This window comes from Micromonospora sp. NPDC050495 (assembly GCF_040655175.1).
Lineage (GTDB): Bacteria > Actinomycetota > Actinomycetes > Mycobacteriales > Micromonosporaceae > Micromonospora.
In genome coordinates this window covers 1-1,028 of record NZ_JBFAJK010000134.1, presented here as the reverse complement: position 1 = coordinate 1,028, position 1,028 = coordinate 1, and the positions used below count along the sequence as shown (strand labels likewise).

Here is a 1,028-nt window from a genome sequence, read left to right as displayed (position 1 = left end):
TGGGCGTATGACGTCGATCCGGCAAGGCGGGCCGCGTCGGGGGCCGTTTTGATGGCTGCGGCCGCCAGTTCCCCGGCGCGGTAGATGTAGATCCGCCACAGCAGCACGGTGGTGGCGATCGTCACGAGGAACGCTGCGGTCCGGTCGGGCGTGAAGGCGGTGCCGCGAAGCGCCAGTCCGGTGACCAGGATCAACTCGCCGAGCGCGATGATATAGAACTGCCGGTAGCGTTCGGACAGGTGTTCGGCCATGGCCGGCAAATCCGACGGGGGCGTGCGGCCGATCCTCGGCGTGGGGTAGTAAAGCGCGTATGCGGCGTAGTCCAAGGCCACCGCGAGTGTCCACAGCGCCACACGCGCCGTCCCGTGCGAGAGCGCCCCGACGATCCACGGCACCGCGGTCACGGCGTACCAGAACAGTATCCGCGCGGAGGTGCGCCGCGGTGCGTGGCCCCGCAGGGCGGTCACAAGGAAGATGTTCGTGCCGATGAATAGGGCGACGAATACCCCTGCGAAGACCAGGCCCTGCCTGCCGAACGCGTCGGGCAACGCGATCGCGATCACTAGGGTGCCCACCAAAGTCGCGATGACCAGCAGCTGTATCGCCAGGTGTCGCGGGTCGAACCTGTCGGTTATCCACGCCGTGTTGAACCAGACCCGCCACAATGTCAGCAGCAGCAACAGCGTCTGGAAGGCGCCGCTCCAGGTGAGATCCTGGATCAGCGCGTGCGAGAGTTGGGTGAGCGCGAAGACAAACGCCAGGTCGTAGAACAGTTCCAGGAACGTTGCCATCTGCGGATCCTCAGGCGCGCGCATCAGCTCGCCCGCCCTGCTCGTCGTCATCGGCTCGCCCGTTCTGTCGGCTTCGTGGCAGCGTTGAAGCAGTCGTACCATGCTGCCGCGCCTCCCGGTGCCGACAAGACGATGCCCAGGGTTCTCGCAACGAGTGACGAGCTGACGCGGCGTGGCGGGTGGGTCAAGCAGTTTGGGTGAGTCTGAATCGAGCGTCATGCCCGCTCAGGGCCCCGG

Annotated in this window: 1 protein-coding gene; it reads right to left on the bottom strand. The window is 66.2% G+C overall.

Annotation, left to right across the window (positions count from 1 at the left end; all coding sequences use genetic code 11):
• Positions 1-791 (bottom strand): low temperature requirement protein A (locus AB0I11_RS34440; protein ID WP_357330132.1); only part of this gene is annotated, 791 nt, incomplete at its 3' end.
• Positions 792-1,028 lie beyond the last annotated feature (237 nt).